Below are 17,375 nucleotides of genomic sequence, written 5' to 3'. Positions count from 1 at the left end.
TACCTCCGGTTGCATCCATCAACAACTCATAATCTCCTGATTATCTTGCCCATATAAATATCCGGTGTCAGTTTTTTCAGCCCGGATCGTAAAAGACGGCATGGTACCATAACGCACCTTGCTGAAAAAAAGTTTTTCACTGATCCGAACACCTTCTTCATTAGTTGTTTGATCAAACCTTTGAAATCCTACTTTTTCTGCTTCCTTATTATCTCATTCAAAATCTGCGGTTCTTCATTGTTGCGCTACAACTTAATTGATTTAATCCTGTAGCGATAAACCCCATTTGGTGTATTCACCACTACAGTTTCATCTTTTTCTTTTAGTAATAATGCCCTTCCTACAGGCGATAAAAAAGAGATATAGTCATTTTCTATATCCCTTTCAGTAGGTGCTACTATTCTGTATTTATAAGCTTCTCCATCATCAATATCTTGGATTTCAACCTCACTGCCTATTATCACAAAAGGAAAATAGTTGTCACACTTTTCTCGAAAGGTAATATTTTTCAAAGTTGTATTAAGTTTTTTTATGTATTCCGTTAGTAACTCAACAAAGCTTTCACGTTCTTTCGTATACTGTGGGTAATAGTCATCAACCATACTCTGATATTCCTCTTCAAAAGCAACTAAATTTTTCAGCAGCTTTTCAAATGCCCTTTGACTTAACACAAATTTGGTACTCATTATAACTCTCCTATCTCTTATACATTTAATGGAATTTATTTTAAAAAAGAGTTTGGCACCTTGCCCAAAAGCAAAATGCCATTAGCTTTAATGATACCATATATGGATCCATATGTCAATCATGTAATGATTTTACACTTAAATACAGGATAGGCATTTAATAACTTAAAATGCCTTTTTATCTGTCACAAAACATACCACTTTCAATAAGCAAGCTTAAAATAGATTGTTTTTTTCTAAACTAAATTTAAAATTAAATCAGCACATTGTTTTACTGTAAAATTCATGGTAGACAAGCCCCTAAAATATTTAGGTTCAACACTAAATTTTGTGAAACAATAAAAGTTCCATAAATTACATTACCAAACTGCTGGTAAAAAGGGTACAAAAAATCCGATACACCGTTTATTCTGAAATATGCTACCAAAACAAAATAAAGGCGGTGATCGGATTGAAACCCAATTATGATTTAATCAACACTACTGTTTGTCTATAACTTCAAGCAGCAGTGCTGTCCAATTTATAGCCATCTCATCAACTCCCACATAACAGGAGCTACTGTACTTTGGCTGCACCCTTTGCAACCGTGGCATCTTTGGCTGCACTCGGTATTCAGCACCGCCCTTTGGATATAGCCTTGCCTTTCCAGAAATTCCAATTGGGCTTTAACAATTGGAATTTCTGTTTCTAAAAGATCGGCAACCTCTTGCAGTGAACGCATTTGTCCTTCTATTAGTATGTTTAAGATTTCAGTCATCATGAATACACCTCTTAGAATATCAACCGTCCGACATTATACGCAAGTGCGGACATCAGAAGTGCGACAGCTATATAATAGCCTACAATGCGCAGCGTCCATTTTAGTGAATGGCTTTCCTGTTGCGTGGACGCGACCGCCATCAAACAAGGAATATTAAAGAAAAATGCATAAATAAAGGCAAGGGCTTCCGCTTTTGAAATATTGGTGATGAGCGCACCGCCAAGAGCGGAAGTATTTACCGAAGCATGACCCGTTATCGCTCCCCATACACCGACACTTTCACCGGTGGTGTTAAATAGAGAAGCCAATACGCCAAGAGCGGCTTCTTTTCCCATGGCAGAAGCTAAAAATGCCATAAAGGTCTGCCAGCGCAAACCAAAGAACATGGTCACAGGCTCAATAAAGGTACCGATTTTATAAATAACACTGTTTGCCACCGTTCCATCTCCTGTGTAGGATAAAGCCCAAAACAAAACAGAAACAAGAACAATCACCTTTAATGCGCGTATTAGTACATCTCCCATACGGTTAAAAACAAAGCGGAATAAGTTTTTAAATTTTGGCTTGTGGTAAGGCGGCAGTTCCATAATAAGTCCGCTTCTGTCGGTTTCTTTGATCAAGTGTATCCCCATGATTTTGGATGTAATCACCATGTGAAGCAATGCAACGGCAAATAGTGATAAAACGACAAAAATTGCACCACTGCCAAAGAAGACACTGCTCATAAGACCCACAACACCCCAAGTGGCAGCGCAAGGCACCACCCACGAAAGTGCCATTGTGGTCACGCGCTGTCCCCATGAGTCAATGACTCTGGTTCCCGTTACGCCACCGATATTGCAGCCGAAGCTTACCAAAAAAGGCATCACCGCCTTTCCTTGCAGCCCCAGTTTGGACATGGTATTATCAAAGGCATAAGAAATACGCGCCATATAACCGATTTCTTCTAAAAATCCAAATATCAGGCTGATGCCAAATACGAAGCTTACCATCATCAATGCAAAGGATACTGCCGTCAGCACACCATCGCACAATAAAGAAATAAGGAAAGCAGGTGTACCAATAGCAGTTAAAGCCTGTGAAAGCATCGGAGATAAAATATTCGTCAAAGAACTGAACAAACCCATAAGCGGCATAGCAATCGCCATAGAGATAACCAGGCCTAAAATAATAATTCCGATGGCAAGAGGCTTTCCCCATGTTTTGTTTGTGGCAATCCGGTCAAACCTGCCCATTTTCGGTTTTGCTATATTACTTACGCTGACGCTGTCTTTTAGCAAAGTCTCAATCCACTTAAATTTGCAGTCACCTGTTAACAAGCTGCCGTTTTCCACGCTTCGAATCAGTACCGTCAGTTTGCTTCCGATTTCGGCACTCACAGCTGATTTTACGATATCCATTGCAGGCTCATCACGCTCCAGCAGCTTTGCAGCCAACCAAGCGGAAGAATAGGAGCCTACACCTTCCCGAGGCAGTAATTCAAAGACTTGTCGGTATGTGCTGCCTATAATTTTATTATATAAGTCTAAGAGATCCTTTTCATTTAATACGGCAGGTGTTTTTTGTGCTTCATCCAATGCTTTTAAAAAAACATCATAGCACTTTCTATCTGCTGCTGTAATGGGTACAACCTGAATACCCAGCTTTTTTGCAATGGATGCGCTATTGATGTCTTTACCCTGCTGAACAGCCACATCCATCATATTCAACAATAAGATCACCGGCGTCCTTATTCCCGTATAATCCGCCAACATAAATAAACTGCGTTCAAGTTGGGAAGCATCCGCTAAAATACAAACCAGGTCTGCCTTCCCGCTTGCGATATACTCTCTTGTTACGATTTCCTCGTCGGAATTTGCAGATAAACTGTATGTACCCGGCAGATCTACAACAGTATATCTTTTTCCGTTATGGACAAAATATCCTTCTTTCTGTTCCACGGTTTTTCCGGGCCAGTTGCCCACATGCTGCCGCGATCCGGTAAGTCCGTTAAACAATGTAGATTTGCCGGAGTTAGGCTGCCCAAGCAGCGCGATTGTCATGCTGTTCATCTATCAACCACCTCCAGCATGATTTTCTCGCACTCACTGCGATTGATTGCAATCATAGTATCTCTGCCGTAAACAAGCACCGGACGTTTTTTCTGGTTTTGGATCACCTCGACCACACTGCCTATGGTAAGTCCTATAGATGTAATACGGCTTAAGAACCGGGCATCTCCATGAACGGAAGCAATCCTGCCCTTTTCCCCTCTGTTTGCTGTGCTCAGTTTTTGCATTATCAACACTCCTCACAATTTAATATAAGTGCATATCAATAGCCTCCTTTATAAGAAGGTAACCTTGTTCCGATTAACTTCTTATAAATATAATGACAATATGTTAGATCATTCTAACATATTGTCATTATATTATCTATTTAATATTATTTCCGCTCCAAAAAGCCTTCACTGATCCGAAAAGCCAATTATTTTTTACGGTATTCTCCGGGAGATACTCCCATAATTTCTTTAAAGGATGCGGAGAACTTACCGGGGTTTTCATATCCGACCAACCCGCCAATCTCCGCAATGGAAAATGACGTATCATTCAGCATCTTTGCCGCTGCATGCATTCGATATTCCCGCCGAAATGCGTAAATCGTTTTCCCGTATATCGCCTTGAAACAATCTTTTAAAGCGGTGAGGCTGATGCGATACTCTATAGCCAACTCGTTAAGTGTAATGTTTTTGTTTAATGACTCCGTCAGCCTTTTTTTTATATGCTTTACCTTTTGCACCTGCTCCGCAGAGAAATAACGTGATGTCTCTAAGTTATCAGGCAATGTTAGAACGCTGAGAATCAAAAAAAGCTCCAGTATTTTCAATCGCAGGTAACCTATCTGAATCCTAGCGTCTACCGTATATATCTCCTGGAAGATATGCTCTATTGCAATAGGAGCCTTAAAAACCATACACCGGTTATGAGAGCATAGTTTTTCCCTTAGTGCATGCAGATCTACATCTACACCATCCAATACTTGTGAAAGAGCTTTTTGGGCTGTAGGAACATCAATCAAAATTGTTATGCCTTTATAGACTGCTAACGGGAACCTTTGGCAATCAGTCTGATTGTCCAGCATATTGACCGCCACATCCCCCTCACCCAGATATACGTAAGAATTTCGCTTAAGCTCGCATTCAAAACGTCCTCGCCGGCAGTAGTTAATTTCCATTATATTCGGTTGATATTCTGCAATTTGAAAACAATCGGAAGTGTGAAAATCATTATATACCAATTCAATACCGTCGAAAACCTTAAAGCTGATCATTTTTGCGCTGCCTTCCCTGCAGCTGATATGATAAACAGTTTTGCCGCCGCTTTGTTCGAGTATTTTTATACCTTGCTCGCAGAGTTCTTTTTCTTTAAATATTGCTGTCATAGTACGATATGGACGATTCTATCTCTGACAGCAACACCTGTTTGCGACATCCATGCACCATCAAATTTTGAAAAATCATAATCGATTTTCATCATCATTTCGACTGCTTGGTCATCTCGGATAATAGGACTTTTATTATTTGTCTCAGCGGCTCTTGCCCAGAGCGGAATTAATAACGTTTCCTGAATACCTTCTAAATTTTGTTGCACTGCTGTTCCCACCTTCCATTGTTTAAATATAAATATATTTCGTTTATTTTTCTATTAACATTCAATCGATATTGATAATTAATATCAATTAAATTTTAGCAATATTTTACAACATTGTCAATACATATTTTTGAATACTATACCATAGATAACACAAATATCCTTCACATTGTAATAATACGAATAGATTGTATCTTGCAACTTGAATAAAGTCTATTGTATATGTTGCAGACATTTTATTCATAGCTTCGCCAGAATCATAGGTTAGCTTAAAGGAAAGAGGCTTTCCATCCTTTTCACGTAGTCCAGTGTTAGTGTTCATTTTCCAACCTGTGCTTTCAAGCAGTTGCTCAGCTTTTCCCTTGTTGTAGGTACGGACAACATTAAGCTTTACATCTGAAAGAAAATTATCGTCAGGGAAAAGGTCCGGCGCAGGATTCTGATTACTGTAAAACAATCCGTCGCAAATAGCCTGTTTATCAATACCGTAGGCAATTGCTTCACGGACTGATTTGTCCGAAAGCATCGGATTTGCCGCATTCAATACAAGGCTGACAGTTTTCGTGTCAACGGTGGACACGATACCTTTGGTATTGCTCTTGGAGGTCACCTGCTTGTAATCGTCCCATGAAATGAGCGTGCTGCCGTAAATCATGTCTATTTCCCTTTTTTGCAAGGCAAGCAGGCGTGCGGAGGCTTCCGTTATATACTTTACGATTATCTCATCGTAATATGGTTTCTCTCCCCAGTAGTTTTCTTTCTTTACAACCCTAACATATTCTCCGTTTTTAATCTCACTGTAAACATAGGGACCCGTTCCGACAACCCCCTTCATGACTTGAAAATTGCCTTATCAGAGGGTGGAGAGCGGCAGCGTGATGAATACCTGGAAAATGTAGGAAAACCGGGCTTGTCCACATCGACAGATCGAATAAAAAAGTCAAGGCATATTTAAAGTCAAAAAACAGGTATTTTGTCAATAAGAAAACCGCAGTTTGCTCGTTGCAAAGTGCGGTTTTATAGGCTGTCATAGCGCTTGAAAGCACCTTAGACCCTATGGCTTTGCGTCCCTGTTTTTTGACAGCTTTGCCCTTAACACTGATAATTCAATTGTTATTAGCAACGCAATTATTAGATTTAATTTTGTTTATAAATATTTGAATCCTGTGTTCAACACTAAGATAAATGACAGGTACAACGATTAAAGACAGTATCGTTGACATCAATAAACCGCCCATAAACGAAAGGGCCATAGGCCTGAACAAAACACCGCCAAACAATGCCATTGGCAATAACCCTAACACTGTAGTTGTTGTACTCAATACAACAGGTCTAAATCTGGCATCTGCTGCCTTTTTGCACGCATTGATAATATCTGTTCCATTTTTCCTTTCTCCATTGATATAATCGATCAAAATAATGGCATTATTGACCACTACTCCGAATAAACTCAGAAAACCCAGCATAGCAAATATAGAAATGGTCTGTCCAAATATAACCAAAGCCAAAATTGATCCTATAAATGAGAGCGGTATGGTCAATAAAATGATAATCGGCTGAATAGTGGATTTAAATTGAAGCATTAAAATGATATACACTAAAAATATGGCAAATAACCCGGCCAAAGTCATATCCCCTGTGCTTCTTTCCAGCTTACCCTTTGCACCTTCTGAGACCAGCTCAATATTTTGATATCCTTTATTCTTTATAATCTCTTCCAATTCGGTTTGAATCTTAATGGCATTATAGCCTGCCAAAGGGCTTGCAGAAATGGTTACAGAAGGCTTGTTATCATATCTGACCAGCTTGCTGACTTCAGGCTCCATAGTAATACTGCCGAATTTTTTTAGAGATAAAATCAATCCTGTTATAGATGACCGTAAAGGCAAATTTCTCAAATCATCAATATCCTTAACAATGCCTTTTAGTTTTATATCATACTCCTTCCCATCATCTCTAAAAACCCCTATATTTCTGCCCATGAGCGCTATATTCATCTCATTTTGAATTTCAGCGGAAATCATACCTGTGCCTAATGCCTGCTCCTTATTAATATTAAATTTATAGTTGTATATTTCTCCTTCTATATCATTAAAGACATTTTTTGTACCTTCCATATTGTATAAAATATCGGTTATCTCTTGACCTATTTCTCTGAAAGCTTCTTTATCTTCACTGAGTAATCTGACTTGTATGGGAGAACCATCTCCTGTCATTTCAAATTCTTTCACTTCCATATTAGCGCCTGTTATCTTTTTACTTAAGGCGTTTTGTAAATAATCTACAAATTCGGGATTAGAATTAAATCTATCCGTTTTATTTAAGTCAAATTCTATGATTATTTGAGCAATATTTTTTGCTGACGGTCTATAAGTTACGGACATATGAAATCTGGGGAAATCGCCGCCAATGGTAGCATAACAGTTTTCTATTTCTTCCTGCTCTTGAAGGAATTCTTCTATTTTTCGAACTTCCTCTTTGCTTTTCTTAAAATCAGTGGCATACTCCGTTTCTACATTGATATAAAGAATATTCTTGTCTTCTGTCGGATAAGAGCTCTTTTCCAAGAAACCGGAAAGAATCATGACCAAAACCAATAATAAAACAGCTATCCCTATGGTCTTCCATCTATGAAAAATAGCATGGTTCAACAGTTTTGCAAACAGCGCTTTCGTTCTATGTGTTCTGGCTTTCTGCTTGCTTTTCTTAAAAAAAGAATATGCAAACACCGGTATAAACAGCATAGCAATCACATACGAAGCTGTAAGAGAAATAATCACAATTCTTGGTATACTGCCAATAAATGCACCGACTGCAGCAGGAAGCATCAGCAAGGGTGAAAAAGCTGCAATTGTAGTTAAAGTGGATGAAAGAACAGGAATGGCTACCTCTTTAGCACCATTGATACATGCGTCCTTTCTGTTTTCATCATTATCAATCCGGGCTTGTATTGAGTCGGAAACAACGATAGCATTATCCACTAACATACCCAATACCAAAACAAGCGCAGCAAGAGATAACATGTGGAACTTCATTCCTAATAAATTCATAGATGAAAAAGTAATAAAAATAGCCAATGGAATAGATAAAGAAACAATGAGAGAATTTCTGAGTCCCATTCCAAGCATAATGACAATAATCACAATTACGATTCCCTGAATGAGATTCATTGAAAACTCACCGATGGAATCGGCAATTGTCTCCGGAATAAAAGTTATTTCTGAGACTTCCAATCCTTCAGGCAACTGGAGAATTTGTTTCTCCAGCCTGTTTCTTACCTCTTCTCCGGCATAAATAATGTTGGAGTCCTCTTTAAAATATACACTTATAAAAACATTGGGCATGCCATTTACAGTTGCTTCAAACTCACTGTCTTCCAGCTCCATGCGTATATCAGCAACTCTATCAAGTGTTATAACTTCTCCTTCTGTCGCATTTCGTTTGATAATCACTTTTTTTATTTCTTCTATGCTTTCAAAATCGCCATTGGTTATGACATTTATACTGTAATCGTCATTTTCAACAGCTCCGATAGGAATAACAGTATTTTGAGCTTGTAATACTTTGTACAAATCACTAAGTGCCAACTGGTAATAGGATAGTTTATCTATATCAACATCTACTTTTACGACTTTATCACACAGACCATCAATTTCTATTTTTTTAATCCCATCAATACCTGTTAATTGATCTTTGAGCAATTTTGCATAATAGTCCAGCTGATCATAAGTATATTGTTTTCCGGAAAGCGCCATTATAGCACCCGGCATTTCCATTACATCTGTATCCATGGTTATTTCTTTTACACCATCCGGCAAGTCAGCCTTTATTTCTTCTATCCAATGCCTTACTTTATCCCAGCGTTCTTCTATTTCTTCTTCAGAAAGACTTGGTTCTACAACCAAAAATGTAAGAGATATACTATTATAGATCATCGATTTTGAGTAATAATAATCATTTATTTCTATTATCTTCTCTTCCAGTTTTTTTGTTACATTCTGTTCCATTTCTTTTGGTGTTGCACCCGGATATACGATTGTTATATAACAAGCCGGCATCGTCGTATCAGGATATTCCTGTTTAGGTATTTTTTGATATGCGATAGCACCGACTAAAAAAATTATAAACACTACAAAATATATAACCGATTTATTATCAATAAAGGATTTTATAAGCCCACGTTTTTTCATAGTACGCCTCCTCTCTTTTACTGATTTATGACAACTCTTTCTCCGCCTCGCAAAACTTTATTTCCAACTATAACAACTTTTTCATCATCAGAAACACCCTCTAAAAATACATATTCCTTATCATATCCGATTATAGAGACTCTTCTTTTAACTGCATGATCATTCTCTACTACAAACACAAAGGGCTCCCCGTCATTTAATACGGCATTTACAGGGACTTTAATAGCTTTTCTCTCTCCGATATTTACCTCAACTTTTACAATTGAATACAGGGGTATATTGTTATCCGGTATAGATACCTCCGCTTTATATAAAAGGGTTTTTGAATCTAAAACATCTGAAACAGATGCTATATATCCATAAATCACCTTAGAATCATATAGGATATCCACCTTATCATTTAATTGAATATTTTGTTTTTCATCAGCAGATATGCCTATGGTAACTTGTACATTTGTTGACCCAACTGCTATTACCGGATCATTCTTGCTGACTTGATTGCCTTCTTTAACAAAAATTTCTTTTACATATCCATCAATACTGCTTCTCAGTTCTCCATCTACAAATTGTGTTTTCATCATTTCATGGCTCGCTACAGCACTATCATACTTTGATTTCGCTAAATCAATAGCTCCGCCTCTGCTGATATCATAATCTTTAGCTGCAATATTAAAACGCAGCTCTGTATTTTCATATTCATTTTTTGAAATGGCACCGGCTTCATAGAGAACCTTGGTATTTTCGAAATCCTTTCTTGTATTTTCAAAACCAAATTCAGCTTTCTCTAAACTTTTTTCTGCATTATCCAATGCCGCTTTGGCAGATTTTATTTGCAGCTCACTGATTTCAAGTATTTTTTTATAATCATTTTCATCTAACTTTGCTAATACATCACCTGCTTTTACCTTTTGCCCTGACTTAACTAGAATTTTTTCAATTTTCCCTTCCATTTTAAAACTGTAAACAATCTCTTCATCATTGGAAATCACACCTGGCAATGTAATTTTTTTATCATAGCTGGCTGCTTGAACATTTAAAACCTCTACAGGTACTTCTTTTTCACTTTTCATTGTGCTTTTATCATCACTGCATCCTGACAATAATGCCAGCAAAGCAATAAACACTATAAAATGCTTCTTTATTAACATTTAATCTCACTCCTTTCCTTCGCGAAACACCGACTTTTGTGTTATCATTCAGATACCTTCTTTCTCAGAGCAGGATATACGCCGCAAGCGCCGCCGTGGCAGGCGAAGCAAAGAGCGCATCCCATACCCCAAAACCGATTTTGCAGATGTTGGTGCCGATTATATGATAATGAATTTCATTATCATATAATCAATATGCCATTTTAAACATTTTTTTTCTACGCCAAAAAGGATAAACCTTATGCAAAAAAGTATTTTTTAAAGCATATAGGAAATTATTGTAAAAAATTTTGTTAATCGAATACGCGGATCGGCAAACCCCAAAGCTAACAGCATACGCAGAACATAGTCGCTTAAAATTATTGTTCCGTTTAAAAAGAACATGCCGCCAAATGGAAGTACAAATCGATATTATTAGCAATGACAGGTCTTTTAGGACCAGTTTTAGGGGCCTTGGTACACAACGTCGGCTCTGTTGTAGTAATTATAAATTCTGCAGTATTATTGAATTTTAAAAGTTCCTGTATTTGAAAGAAATTATCCCTTAGTAGCTGTGAGGGCGCGGAAAATTTTGTGTAAATAGTGAATAAAAAAACTTCCTGACTGTCAAGAATGAAGATAGAAACATTCAAGAGAGAAAAGAAGTTTTTAAAATGGGAATGATACCGAAAGACACCATCAAAGAGTTTATCAGAGAGCAAAATTTCACGAGCACAACAGAAATTACGGAGGCAATCAAGGACATGTTCCGGGATGTGCTACAGGGGGATGGCTTTGTTAACGCCTATAATTTCTATTCCCATTACGCTCACAGACTGCATTTCATATCACCTCTCACCGTTTTCAAATGCCAAAACCGGATCGCTGACAGGAACCCATTCAATGGCAGCAACTTTTTGTTTAGGCCCCCAATATTTATCAAAGGCCTTAAACCGGTAGATTCCTTGCTGCGGGTTATATTCCTCCATCACATAAGGACCACACCCTATTGTTCTCCCTTCCCCTACAAATTTTACAGGATCATCTACTTTTTCCCAGATATGCTTGGGCAAAATCCGTGCAAAACCGATTTTTGCAAAATATGTAGCATTAGGGGCATCCACCGTTAGTCTCACGGTTTGCTCATCAAGAACCTCCACACTTTGGATGATATATTTCCCATTGATCATCAATTCATTGGAAACAGGCGGGTGATCCTTGTAATATTCAAAAGTGAATTTTACATCCTCCGCCGTCATCTTCTGCCCATCATGCCATAATACGTTCGACTGCAATTTAAACGTATAGGTCGTTCCATCGGCTCCGGTCTCCCAACTTTCGGCGAGCCATGGAATAGTGCTGCGCTCGTCTTTTTCGATGAGAGAATCATACAAAAGCTGCATCTTGGATATTCCCGGTCCCCGCGCATAGTGTTTGAAAGGGTTGGGCAGTCCGGTATCTCCTCCTGCTAACCGGATTACGATGTCTTCTTTTGCGCTTTCGGTATTTTGTTCCGTCTTTCCAATCTCCTCACTCTTGTTTGCATTGTCTCCGCTGCTGCAGCCTGCAATGCCCAATATCAGGCATAAAACAACAGACAGAACCATCATGATTTTCTTTATAGGTTTCATATTAAAACCCCTTTCTGATTTATACTTTCCAATACATCCATGCAGTATCGGAACATACCGTCCCTTTGATGAATCCGTTTTCCTGACGCTCCATAAAGAAACTCTTTATCGTCTCTTCCATTCCTTGCTCTTTAAACATCCAAACATACTTTTCGAAAGCTTCCTCTACTGAGAGTGAGATTTCGCTGTTTGTATTCAAATATGTAATTTCAGGATTGTATCCGGACAGCCATATCAGGTTAAACAGCGCATACACCGCATTCCTATCGTTATGAGGATCACGATCCCTGCGAATGCCCAAGTGCTGCATCAAACTTTCGCCGATACTATCCTCTCTACGTATAAAACGTCTGATAAAGCAATAATTTCTCGATGCCTGCGCCATTTTTTCCAGCGTTTGCATGCTCCCGACCGCCGGACACATCGATGAAAAGACCATATCAAAGCGTTTTCCCCAACCCATTTTCTTTAAATCCGCCTCTGCCCAATCCGACTTTAAATATTCCACATTTGTTAATCCTGCCTGATCACTGTTCTTCTTCGCATATTCCATCATTCCCGAAGAAATATCAATACCCATCACTTGTTTAGACACTTTTGCAAACTCAACGGTATATTGGCCTGTTCCGCAACCTATATCCAATACGGAACTATCCTTTTGTAAAATTTTCTTTTCTTTTAGAAAGCATAATAGCTTCTCCATCTGCTGTGGATCACCTTTTTGCATACTGGCATTAAACTGTTCCGCCCTTCCATCCCAAAAGGCTTCCATATCCACCGCTCTTTGCTTTCTTCCCTCTAATAATTTTTCAAAATATTCTGACTGCATCGATTACCCCTCCATCATTATTTATTATGATTTTGATTATCATTCTCATTATAAGCATAGAATTGTACTACATATTATTACATTCACCACGAAATTGATTTTGATTATCATTATCACTAATCTTGTATATTTTATCCTCTGCAGTTTCTATTACAGGCAGAGGATTATTGATATATCATTAGTTTACAGCAGCTTTGTTCTCTTACCGATAGCTTTCTATACTTTTCTATTACCTTTTATGTTCCGATAGGTTTCTAAAAAATAGTTTAAATTCGCTATCCTGTGCTGGATGTCTTGTTCCCATTCTCCTAGTTCATTCCACCCTAATGAAGTGATTTTATATATCTTTCTGGCAGGCCCCGGTTCTGAAGTGTCCCACTCGGATTCAACCGCTCCATCACTCTCTAATTCCTGAAGACATCTGTATACGGCACCTGTATCCGTATTAAAATTAGGCAAGGTTTCGCACAAGGTTGTGTGAATAGCGCCCCCATGTATTTCTCTCTGCGCTAAAACCAAAAGGATAAAAGCGGACAAATGCCGGTAATTTCGCCCTTTCATAACAGACATAGCAAACCTCCAAAGCGTAATAGCGTAATAGTATACTATCAAAAACAGTATACTGTATTTAACAGTATGCTGTCAAGAAAAATATAAAGCAAATGGAAGCAAGGGGACGGGATGTGCGCTCTTCGTGGTGCACACCCCGTCCCCTTGCTTCCCAAAAAGCGTTGCAAATATAGATTTTTTTCTATCTTAATACCTTATTAATATAAAGTGTTAGTTATTTTGATATTGAGTCTTTAGCATTGATGAAAAAATTCCTTGTTTTTCTTTTAATTCCAAAGGTGTGCCTGTTTCTACGATAGTACCGTCTTTAATAACAACAATTTTGTCAGCTCCTAAAACAGTTCTCATGCGGTGAGCAATAATCAAAACGGTCTTGTTTTTTACAAGGGCGCTAAGTGCACTTTGGATTTTACTCTCATTTTCCGCATCAAGAGATGCTGTAGCTTCGTCAAGCAGAATAATTGGAGCATCTTTTAGTATTGCTCTGGCTATCGATATACGCTGTCTCTCGCCGCCTGATAATCTTTCTCCGTTTTCTCCGATCAAGGTATCATATCCTTGCGGGAGCTTATTAACAAACTCATCACATTGGGCAAGCTTTGCTGCCTTTATTACCTGTTCGTCCGATGCATCTTTCTTTCCAAGACGAATATTTTCCATAACGCTTGAATTAAAAAGTGTTACATCCTGAAAAACGATTGAATAATTATTTAGAAGTGTTTCAGGATCAACCATAGAGATATCTTCTCCACCCAAGGTGATAACACCTTCGTCTATATCCCAGAATCTCGCAGACAGCTTTGCTATCGTGCTCTTTCCTCCACCCGAAGGTCCTACAAGTGCTGTCACTTCACCTTGCTTTGCAGTAAAACTCACATTCTTTAATGTTTGCACATCGTCTTGATATGAAAAGTCCACGTTATTGAATTTGATATCGTAGTATTTAGGATAAAACTCAGATTTTCCATCCTGCCTTGGCATTTCATCCATCTCTTTCATGCGTTTTATACGCACGTTTAGATAGAGCAGCAGTGCAAAATTGTTCATTGCATCCATAATCGGGTTGTAAATGCGTGCTGCAACTACAAGAAAAACAAGGTAAGTAAAAACAGTTACAGAACCTGTTGATAAAAGATAAGCACCATACAATATAACACTTGGAAGTCCAAGCCTTAAGAAAACATAAGACAGGTTAATAAATGCACCTATCAAAAGCTCTCCTTTAATCATAAATTTTTCAAGATTGTCTAACTTTGAGTTTAAAGAATTTGAAAAAGTCTCTTCTCTGTTATAGGATTTTATTTCATGAGCTGAGTCAAGCCCGTCTTGAATTTTATCTGAGATATCCCTTTTTATATGATAAAATTTTTCATGCATATTGTTTTGAAGCTTCTTGGACAGATAAAAGACTAAGAGTGCAACCGGAACTACCCAAAATACGGCAAGGGACAGCCTCCAGTTGTAAGAAAACATCATCACTCCCATGATTGCAACAGTCGATACTGCTGCATAAATTTGAGGCACCGAATGTGAAAAGAGCATCTCTATCTGTGTAGCATCTTCCATTATTGTTGAGCTTAAATCGGCAATATCCTTTTTGCCAAAGAACGCTAAAGGCAGCTTTCTGAGTGTTTCGGCCAAACCGATCCGTCTTCGGGCGCTTTCTTCATAAATTTTGGTGTAGGCGGAGTTGTATTGAAAATATGCGATAACAAGCATTGCAATGAAAAACCCTAAAGACATGACGACATAATAGAGAATGCTGCTTTTCTCGCCGCCTGAAGAGAATAAAAGTGAATTCATATATTCATCTAAAAATTTGAAACTGAGGATCACTGGCACCATAAAGCTGAGATCCATTACTACAGTCCAAATAATCGAGTGAAAAAGATCTTTTGCGCCTTTTTCAGACATAGCATATTTATTTTGGAAAGACTTAATCATTTTTGTCCTCCTTTGCTTACAATGTCTTTAGTGACTATTTTCCATGTAACAGATTTTTGATATTCATCCCACATCGTTTTGTATATGCCGCCTTTTTTCAGCAGCTCCTCGTGGGTTCCTTCCTCCGCAATTCTTCCGCTTTCTATAACTAATATTCTGTCTACATTTTGTACGCTTGTAAGACGATGTGCTATTATGAGAGTTGTTTTGCCACGGCTGAGCTCTTTAAGGGCTTTTTGAATTAAATGCTCATTTTCAGGGTCTGCAAAGGCAGTAGCTTCATCTAAAAGCACTATCGGAGCATTCTTTACAATTGCCCTGGCAAGCGCAATTCTTTGCTGTTCTCCTCCTGAAAGATAGGTTCCTTTTGAGCCTATTACCGTGTCAAGTCCATCCGGAAGGTTTTCGATAATTTCTCTTGACTGCGAAAAATCAATAGCTTTATTTATTTCTTCTTCTCCGACGTTTTCTTTTCCAAAAACTATATTCTCTCTTAATGAACCTTTAAACAGCTTTGTACTTTGAAAAACAAAGGAAATATTGTTCATCAGTTCTTTTTTGGGAATATCTTTAACATTTATTCCTCCAATTAATACTTCTCCTTCATCTACATCCCAAAAGCGAGCAGCTAATCGGGCAATTGTCGTTTTTCCTCCTCCTGAAGCTCCGACAAGTGCAATAGTTTCACCTTCGTTTAATTTAAAGCTGATTTTATCTATAGTGTTTTTATCGCTTCCTGCATATGAAAACACGACGTCCTTAAACTCCAGGCTGTACTTTTTAATTTTTTTTGTGTTTTCCATATAGCTCATGCTGGGATAATCTAAAAGGTTATCCAGTCTATCAATCGCTTGCTCAGCAATCAACGTATTTTGCTGAAAATGCATCGATTTCATCAAAAGCATAGTAAAGATTGGAGATATAAGAATGTAAAAAATAAAGTCCGCAAGCACAAGGGGGAGATTTTCTCCTCTTCCTATTAAAAAGATAGCCATAGGAATTAAAAAGAATGCAGCTGATTGCATAATAACGGTGTAAAACGACATCGGTTTTTGCCAAAGAAGAGTATAAGCATAAACCATCTCTTTATATTTGATGATGCTGTCATAGAATCGTTTAAAAGAAAAGATAGTTTGACCGAATGTTTTTACAACCGGAATACCACGGATATATTCCACAGATTCAGAGCTCATTTCCTCCAAAGAATCATAATACATTTTTTGAAACTTTTTGCCTTCGGAACTCATCATGAATCTCATCGTTATAAAGCCCAAGATAATTGGAACAAGAGAAGCGAGACCCATTCTCCAGTCTACGATAAAAATCAGCGCTGTAAGAATAATGGGTGAGACGACACTACCTGCCATATCCGGGAGCTGGTGTGCTAAAAATGTATGAGTTGTTGCCGCTCCGTCATTTACAATCTTTCGTATTTTTCCGCTTGAATGCTTATCAAAAAAACCAAGAGGCATAGATAGTATTTTCCCCATTCCAACTTTTTGCATTCCGACCTCTACACGAAAGGCTGCAAGATGTGAACTCATCAGTGCGCAAAAATATACCACTATTCCTCCTATTGCACTTGCAAAGGCAAGCCACGCATAAAAACTGACATTTGAAATATCAATCGATTGCGGAGCTGATAAGATATTACGTGTTATATACCATACAAGCACAAAAGGTAAGATGTTAAGAACTGCGGAAATTCCCGACAGTACCAATGACAAAGGCAAAAGTACTTTCCTCTTGCCCATGTAAGGCGTAAACCTTTTTAAAATAAAAATTTTTTTCTCTTTTGGCATACTGTTTATCCTCCTATCTAAATATGTTTAAAATATTGGATTATTCATAATCAGCTATGATTCTAGTATTCATATTTCTTCTCAGTAACTCTTGGATTCATTTCCCTTTCAAATAATATTAGAATTTATTAAAATTGTTATATTTAAATTTCCCTCCTATTTTGTTAGTTTAATCTAACTTTATGTTTATTTTTTTGAGGTTCTTTT

Annotated in this window: 14 protein-coding genes and 1 riboswitch; all 14 genes read right to left on the bottom strand. The window is 37.9% G+C overall.

Features of this window, described 5'->3' with window-relative positions; all coding sequences use genetic code 11:
• Positions 1-245: 245 nt before the first annotated feature.
• A complete protein-coding gene (locus QKW49_RS23410; RefSeq protein WP_282865047.1) occupies positions 246-686 on the bottom strand; it encodes a GreA/GreB family elongation factor in 441 nt (146 codons plus the stop codon).
• Positions 687-1,206: 520 nt separating this feature from the next.
• Positions 1,207-1,446: a FeoC-like transcriptional regulator gene (locus QKW49_RS23405; protein WP_282865046.1), complete on the bottom strand. Its 240-nt coding sequence runs from the start codon at positions 1,444-1,446 to the stop codon at positions 1,207-1,209.
• A gap of 11 nt (positions 1,447-1,457) precedes the next feature.
• A complete protein-coding gene (feoB, locus tag QKW49_RS23400; RefSeq protein ID WP_282865045.1) occupies positions 1,458-3,497 on the bottom strand; it encodes a ferrous iron transport protein B in 2,040 nt (679 codons plus the stop codon).
• On the bottom strand, positions 3,494-3,724 hold the full coding sequence (locus QKW49_RS23395; protein ID WP_282865044.1) for a FeoA family protein: 231 nt from the start codon (positions 3,722-3,724) through the stop codon (positions 3,494-3,496). Before QKW49_RS23395 ends, feoB begins: the two co-directional genes overlap by 4 nt.
• Positions 3,725-3,912: 188 nt before the next feature.
• Positions 3,913-4,866 carry an AraC family transcriptional regulator gene (locus QKW49_RS23390; protein WP_282865043.1) on the bottom strand — a complete coding sequence of 318 codons (954 nt, stop codon included), beginning with the start codon at positions 4,864-4,866 and terminating at the stop codon, positions 3,913-3,915.
• Positions 4,863-5,075, bottom strand: a complete 213-nt coding sequence (locus QKW49_RS23385; protein WP_282865042.1) for a hypothetical protein — start codon at positions 5,073-5,075, stop codon at positions 4,863-4,865. The genes QKW49_RS23390 and QKW49_RS23385 overlap by 4 nt, the downstream gene beginning before the upstream one ends.
• A gap of 106 nt (positions 5,076-5,181) precedes the next feature.
• Complete coding sequence (locus tag QKW49_RS23380) at positions 5,182-5,910, bottom strand: ABC transporter substrate-binding protein (protein WP_282865041.1); 729 nt, start codon at positions 5,908-5,910, stop codon at positions 5,182-5,184.
• 180 nt (positions 5,911-6,090) lie between these two features.
• Positions 6,091-6,176, bottom strand: a riboswitch (cyclic di-GMP riboswitch).
• A gap of 5 nt (positions 6,177-6,181) precedes the next feature.
• Positions 6,182-9,265, bottom strand: a complete 3,084-nt coding sequence (locus QKW49_RS23375) for an efflux RND transporter permease subunit (protein WP_282865040.1) — start codon at positions 9,263-9,265, stop codon at positions 6,182-6,184.
• A 17-nt stretch (positions 9,266-9,282) separates the two neighbouring features.
• Positions 9,283-10,413 (bottom strand): efflux RND transporter periplasmic adaptor subunit, encoded by a 1,131-nt coding sequence (locus tag QKW49_RS23370; RefSeq protein ID WP_282865039.1) that lies wholly within the window; start codon positions 10,411-10,413, stop codon positions 9,283-9,285.
• Between the two features lie 827 nt (positions 10,414-11,240).
• Positions 11,241-12,023, bottom strand: coding sequence for an ABC transporter substrate-binding protein (locus QKW49_RS23365; RefSeq protein ID WP_282865038.1), 783 nt, complete (start codon positions 12,021-12,023; stop codon positions 11,241-11,243).
• Between the two features lie 19 nt (positions 12,024-12,042).
• Positions 12,043-12,852 (bottom strand): class I SAM-dependent methyltransferase, encoded by an 810-nt coding sequence (locus QKW49_RS23360; RefSeq protein ID WP_282865037.1) that lies wholly within the window; start codon positions 12,850-12,852, stop codon positions 12,043-12,045.
• A 216-nt stretch (positions 12,853-13,068) separates the two neighbouring features.
• Entirely contained in the window at positions 13,069-13,422 is a 354-nt protein-coding gene (locus QKW49_RS23355) for a helix-turn-helix transcriptional regulator (protein WP_282865036.1), read from the bottom strand.
• Between the two features lie 210 nt (positions 13,423-13,632).
• Positions 13,633-15,366 carry an ABC transporter ATP-binding protein gene (locus QKW49_RS23350; RefSeq protein ID WP_282865035.1) on the bottom strand — a complete coding sequence of 578 codons (1,734 nt, stop codon included), beginning with the start codon at positions 15,364-15,366 and terminating at the stop codon, positions 13,633-13,635.
• Entirely contained in the window at positions 15,363-17,168 is a 1,806-nt protein-coding gene (locus QKW49_RS23345; protein ID WP_282865033.1) for an ABC transporter ATP-binding protein, read from the bottom strand. Before QKW49_RS23345 ends, QKW49_RS23350 begins: the two co-directional genes overlap by 4 nt.
• Positions 17,169-17,375: the final 207 nt, after the last annotated feature.

The sequence above is a fragment of the Petroclostridium sp. X23 genome (genome assembly GCF_030013905.1).
In the GTDB taxonomy this organism is placed as follows: Bacteria; Bacillota; Clostridia; order SK-Y3; family SK-Y3; genus X23.
The sequence above is the reverse complement of the archived record's forward strand: the minus strand, read 5'-3'. Positions and strand labels throughout refer to the sequence as shown.

Coding starts and splice junctions, on each gene's coding strand:
- QKW49_RS23410 (WP_282865047.1), bottom strand. CDS start 686: ATGAGTACCAAATTTGTGTTAAGTCAAAGGGCATTTGAAAAGCTGCTG.
- QKW49_RS23405 (WP_282865046.1), bottom strand. CDS start 1,446: ATGATGACTGAAATCTTAAACATACTAATAGAAGGACAAATGCGTTCA.
- feoB (WP_282865045.1), bottom strand. CDS start 3,497: ATGAACAGCATGACAATCGCGCTGCTTGGGCAGCCTAACTCCGGCAAA.
- QKW49_RS23395 (WP_282865044.1), bottom strand. CDS start 3,724: ATGCAAAAACTGAGCACAGCAAACAGAGGGGAAAAGGGCAGGATTGCT.
- QKW49_RS23390 (WP_282865043.1), bottom strand. CDS start 4,866: ATGACAGCAATATTTAAAGAAAAAGAACTCTGCGAGCAAGGTATAAAA.
- QKW49_RS23380 (WP_282865041.1), bottom strand. CDS start 5,910: ATGAAGGGGGTTGTCGGAACGGGTCCCTATGTTTACAGTGAGATTAAA.
- QKW49_RS23375 (WP_282865040.1), bottom strand. CDS start 9,265: ATGAAAAAACGTGGGCTTATAAAATCCTTTATTGATAATAAATCGGTT.
- QKW49_RS23370 (WP_282865039.1), bottom strand. CDS start 10,413: ATGTTAATAAAGAAGCATTTTATAGTGTTTATTGCTTTGCTGGCATTA.
- QKW49_RS23365 (WP_282865038.1), bottom strand. CDS start 12,023: ATGAAACCTATAAAGAAAATCATGATGGTTCTGTCTGTTGTTTTATGC.
- QKW49_RS23360 (WP_282865037.1), bottom strand. CDS start 12,852: ATGCAGTCAGAATATTTTGAAAAATTATTAGAGGGAAGAAAGCAAAGA.
- QKW49_RS23355 (WP_282865036.1), bottom strand. CDS start 13,422: ATGTCTGTTATGAAAGGGCGAAATTACCGGCATTTGTCCGCTTTTATC.
- QKW49_RS23350 (WP_282865035.1), bottom strand. CDS start 15,366: ATGATTAAGTCTTTCCAAAATAAATATGCTATGTCTGAAAAAGGCGCA.
- QKW49_RS23345 (WP_282865033.1), bottom strand. CDS start 17,168: ATGCCAAAAGAGAAAAAAATTTTTATTTTAAAAAGGTTTACGCCTTAC.